This is a genomic window from Rhizomicrobium sp., from assembly GCF_056722145.1.
The window spans coordinates 1-4,540 of sequence record NZ_JBWZET010000121.1 but is presented as its reverse complement, the minus strand read 5'-3'; the positions used below and the strand labels follow the sequence as shown (position 1 = coordinate 4,540).

At 65.4% G+C, this 4,540-nt stretch carries 5 protein-coding genes; all 5 read right to left on the bottom strand.

All coding sequences use genetic code 11. The features are described 5' to 3' along the window. On the bottom strand, window positions 1-677 hold a 677-nt coding region (locus AC1P6P_RS06890; protein ID WP_481401696.1), incomplete at its 3' end, for an ATPase, T2SS/T4P/T4SS family. Next, on the bottom strand, window positions 678-1,919 hold the full coding sequence (locus tag AC1P6P_RS06885; protein WP_481401695.1) for a CpaE/TadZ family protein: 1,242 nt from the start codon (window positions 1,917-1,919) through the stop codon (window positions 678-680). A 13-nt stretch (window positions 1,920-1,932) separates the two neighbouring features. Beyond that, window positions 1,933-2,595 carry a CpaD family pilus assembly protein gene (locus tag AC1P6P_RS06880; RefSeq protein WP_481401694.1) on the bottom strand — a complete coding sequence of 221 codons (663 nt, stop codon included), beginning with the start codon at window positions 2,593-2,595 and terminating at the stop codon, window positions 1,933-1,935. A 12-nt stretch (window positions 2,596-2,607) separates the two neighbouring features. After that, a complete protein-coding gene (locus AC1P6P_RS06875) occupies window positions 2,608-4,251 on the bottom strand; it encodes a type II and III secretion system protein family protein (protein WP_481401693.1) in 1,644 nt (547 codons plus the stop codon). After that, window positions 4,251-4,540 (bottom strand): RcpC/CpaB family pilus assembly protein (locus tag AC1P6P_RS06870; RefSeq protein WP_481401692.1); only part of this gene is annotated, 290 nt, incomplete at its 5' end. The genes AC1P6P_RS06870 and AC1P6P_RS06875, both read right to left, overlap by 1 nt.

The following is a 4,540-nucleotide window of genomic DNA, read 5'->3' as shown; positions in this document are numbered from 1 at the left end:
CCGAACGACACCAGTTTGTCCAGGGTCAGTTTCTCGCGCTTGAACTTGCGGATGGTCAGGGTGGGGCCGTCGATGGCCAGGGGCGGAACGATGACGTTGACGCGCGAGCCGTCGGCCAGGCGGGCGTCGCAGATGGGGCTGGCCTCGTCCACCCGCCGGCCCACCGCCGTGACGATGCGCTGGCAGATGTTCATCAGCTGGGCATTGTCGCGGAAGCGCACATTGGTGAGCTGGACCTTGCCGCCGACTTCGATGAAGACGCGCCCCGCCCCGTTGACCATGATGTCGGAGATATCGTCGCGCGCCAGCAAGGGCTCCAGCGGGCCGTAGCCGAGCACGTCGTTGCAGATGTCCTGCAACAGCTGCTCCTGCTCGGCGATCGACATCACCACCGCTTTGATCGAGATGATCTCGTTGACGATGTCGCGGATTTCCTCGCGCGCCGAATCCGGATCGAGCTGGGCGAGCTGGGCAAGATCGATGGTGTCGATCAGGGCCGAGAAGATCGTCGCCTTGATCTGGTAATAGTCTTCGGAGCGGGAGTCCTGGACGAACACCGGCGGCGGCGATGATTTCGGCACCGACGCGACGACCGGCGGCACCGCGACCGGCGCCGTCTCGCGCGGCCGCTGGGCCGGCTTGCCGTCATCGATGGTGGCGCGCCGTCCGAAGCCCATTTACGCCCTCTTCTTGCCGCCGAACAGCGACAGCAGCGATTTCTGCGGCGCCGCGACGGGTTTGCGGCCGGTCAGCATTCCGGCGAAGGCGCGGATGCCGTCGACCACCGGACCCTTGTGGCCGAGTTCGGCGAGCATCTGGCCGTTGTTGGCGGCCTGACCGAACGCCGCCGCATCGTAAGGCAGTACCAGTGCCGGCTCGCCGCCGATGGTGTCGGCAAAATCCTTGACCGGAATCTCGGGCCTTTTGGCGACACCAACCTTGTTGAGCACGATGCGCGGCGGCGTATCGTTGGGCCGGTTCATCTTCATCAGGTCGAGTACGTTCTTGAGATTGCGCAACGAGGCGAGATCGGGCGAGGCCACCAGGACAATCTCGTCGGCGGCGATCAGCGTCGCCTTGACCCAAGGCGTCCAGACATGTGGCAGGTCGACCAGCACGCATGGCGAATACTGGCGCACCGCATCGATCACCGCTTCGTAGGCATCGTGGCCGTGGTCGTAATCGCGATCGATGGTGGCCGGTGCCGCGAACAGCGACAGGTAGTCGCCGCGCTTCAGGAGAATGCGCTCGAGCAGCATGTCGTCGAGACGTTCCGGCGTCGCCAGGGCGTCGGCGACCGACTGGCCGGGCTCGTCGTTGAAATTGAGCGCCACGGTGCCGAACGCCATGTCGAAATCGACGATGGTGGTCGATACCTGCAGTTCCTCGGCGATCACCCAGCCGACATTGTGGCACAGGGTGGAGGCGCCGACGCCGCCGCGCGCGCCCATGAAAGCGATCACCCGCCCGATCGGACGGCGGTCGGGATCGGCATACAGTCCGGCGATGATCTCGATCAGATGGATCGGATCGACCGGAGCCACCAGGTATTCCGAGGCGCCGCGGCGCATCAGTTCGCGATAGAGTTCGACATCGTTGACGCGGCCGATCACCACCACCTTGGTGGCGGAATCGCAGACGTCGGCGAGACGGTCGAGTTCCTCCAGCGCCGCCTGGCCACCGAGGCGGGTTTCGACGATGAGCAGGTTCGGCGTCACCTGGCCGGCATAATGATCGACCGCCGCGGCGATGCCGCCGAGCTGCACCGTCAGATGCGTCTTGGCGAGACGACGGTCGGCGCCGGCCCGCTGCAACGCCGCGCCGGTGTCGGGAAATTCGCAGAACGCATGGATCGAGATGCGCGGCACCGGGCGCTCGTGCGGCGCGGCTCCAAACGGTTCAAGCGGTGTCCTGTTCATGGCCGGCACTCGGTTATTTATCCACTTCGGAGACGGCGCCCGTCTGGTCTTTCGACTTTTCGGAAGCGGTGATTTTGCCCTTCTCGTAATTGTCGAGCACCGTCGCGCGTCGCGCCGAATCGGAGGGATCGGTGGGACGCATCTCGATCAGATCGCGCGGATCGGCGACCTCAGCGGCGATGTTCTGCTGCACGGAACAGCCGAAATTACGCGTGGTGCGGTTGTCGTAGGTCAGCGCGACGTTGTCCGACCAGTCGCCGCAGGGATCGGTCTTGGCGACATAGGAGATGAAGCCGAGTTCGACCCGCGCATCGGCACCTTGGTGGGTGCCGACGATGATGCGCGAGCGCGGCACCCCCATCGCAAACAGCCGGCCGCCGAAATAGCTGAGCGCGGCGGTGGCATCGCCGCCCTCCGGCGCCGACACCGAGATCGAGCCCGAGCCGCGCGAAAGATAGTCGGCGACGAACGCCTGGAAGTGCGCCGTATCGTCGGGCATCAGGCCCGCTTCCGGCGCCGAAAACGACAGCTTCAGCGACGCGAAGTGCGGCTCGACGGCGATCGGGTGATTGACGGTCGGGTCGGCGCGCGACAGCTCGTCGGTCGGCGAGGCGCAGCTTCCCGCCAGCATGACCGCACCGATCGCGGCGATACGCAGAACATCTCTGATGATCATGGCCGCGAACTCCTATTGCACGATGTAACCGCCGGTGTCCGCCGTCTTGGCAGCACCGCCGTCATGGCTGTACGTGGCGTTGAGACGTCCGAGCAGAACGGTTTCGAGATCGGTCGGGACCACGAAGCCGTCGGTCGGTGCCGCCAGCTTCGCCTCGGTTGTCGGCTTCACCAGGTAGGCGGTGACCAGCACCACCAGCTCGGTTTCCTCGTTGGAGAAATCGCGGCTGCGAAACAACGCCCCCAGGATCGGCAGATCCTTGGCGCCGGGAAAGGCGTCGAGCACCTGCTTGTTGGTGTGCTGCATCAAGCCGGCGATGGCGAAGCTGCCGCCGGAGGGCACTTCCACCGTGGTTTCGGCACGCCTCACCGACAAAGCCGGAATGGTCATCGTCGAGGACGAGGTGGTGCCTTGCAGCGTGTAGGCGCCGGTGTTGGTCAGCTCGCTGACTTCGGTCGACAGCTGCAACGAGATGCGCCCCGGCCCCAGCACCACGGGAGTAAACGACAGGCCGACGCCGAACTGCTTGAACTCGAGCGTGACGTTGCCGTCGCGGTCGCGCGCCACCGGCACCGGGAACTCGCCGCCGGCGAGGAATTTCGCGGTCTCGCCCGACACCGAAGTGAGGTTGGGTTCGGCGAGAATATGCACCAGGCCGACCTGCTCGAGTGCCTTCACCGCGCCCTGCAGATTGTTGGGGCTGGTGCAGGGAATATTGGTGGTCGCGGTGGTGGTCGTGGTCGCCGATCCATTGGCGACGCTGCTGCCGGTATAGGGGCTCGTCACCGTCCAGCGCCCGGTCGCCGGATCGTAGGTCGCCGAGGCGCCGGACTGATTGGTGATCCCTGCGGCTCCGGCAACCCCGGCCACGGTCGACGTCACGATATTGGTTGCCGTATTCGGGAAGAACGCGCCGGCACAAGCCGATCCGACCTGGCCGCCGGAGAGATCGTTGAGGGCGTGACCGACGAGGCCGAACTGGTTCGAGGTGCCGAACGTCATCGGCATGCCGGCGACGGTCATGGCGCTGGTCAAGTCGATACCGAACTGCTTGGCGACGGTACGTTGCATCTCGGCAATGCGCACCTTCAGCATCACCTGATCCGACGAGCGGATGGCGAGCACGTTGACGACCTTCTTGGCATCGCCGGTGAAGCTGGCGGCGATATCGGTGGCGCGCTGGGCTTCCTGGGCCGAGGCGACATGGCCGGTCAGGATGACGGTGTCGTTGATCGCCTGCGCCCTGATGTCGGTATCGGGGAAGGAGAGCTTGATCAGCTTGGCGAGATCGGTGGTGTCCTTTTCCACGCGGATGTCGATCGAGGCAATCTGCTTGCCGCCGGCATCGAAGAAGAAGGCGTTGGTCTGGCCGCCCTTCTGGCCCATCAGGAAAATCCGGCGCGGCGTGCGCACCACCGCATCGGCGATTTCCGGATTGGACACGACGACATCGCGCGCATCGGTATCGATTTCGACCACCGCCGCCTTGCCGAGACCGAGGGTCACGCGCTGATGCGCCGGACCGGCGGAGCCGCGGGTCGACACGACGATCGTCCGGACCGAACCGTCATCGCCGGTCGCGGCCGGCGCCGCAATGGCACTTGCCGCGAACCCGGCCGCGGCCAGCACGATCAGCGGAATGAAACGCTTGCGCATCACTGAGCTCCCCCGCCACCGGATGCCCGTCGCATCATGCCGTAGCGGATCACCGTCACAATTCCCGATTGGTCGTTGCCGGACGGCTTGCCGTCGTCGGCCGTTTTGTTGTCACCAAGGGCGCGCAGCGTCAGCGACAGCGTTCCCATCGCCTGGGCCGTCGCGATGGTGCTCGCCTGCTCGGGGGAAACCTCGAGCGTGACCGTCTTGACGTCGGACACCGCCTTCTGATCCGGCTTATCGGCCGACTGATCGATGGCAACGACGCGAACGTCGGACAGCACCGTAC

Excerpts from the sequence above, each read along its gene's own strand:
- AC1P6P_RS06885 (WP_481401695.1), bottom strand. The coding sequence starts at position 1,919 with ATGAACAGGACACCGCTTGAACCGTTTGGAGCCGCGCCGCACGAGCGC.
- AC1P6P_RS06880 (WP_481401694.1), bottom strand. The coding sequence starts at position 2,595 with ATGATCATCAGAGATGTTCTGCGTATCGCCGCGATCGGTGCGGTCATG.
- AC1P6P_RS06875 (WP_481401693.1), bottom strand. The coding sequence starts at position 4,251 with ATGCGCAAGCGTTTCATTCCGCTGATCGTGCTGGCCGCGGCCGGGTTC.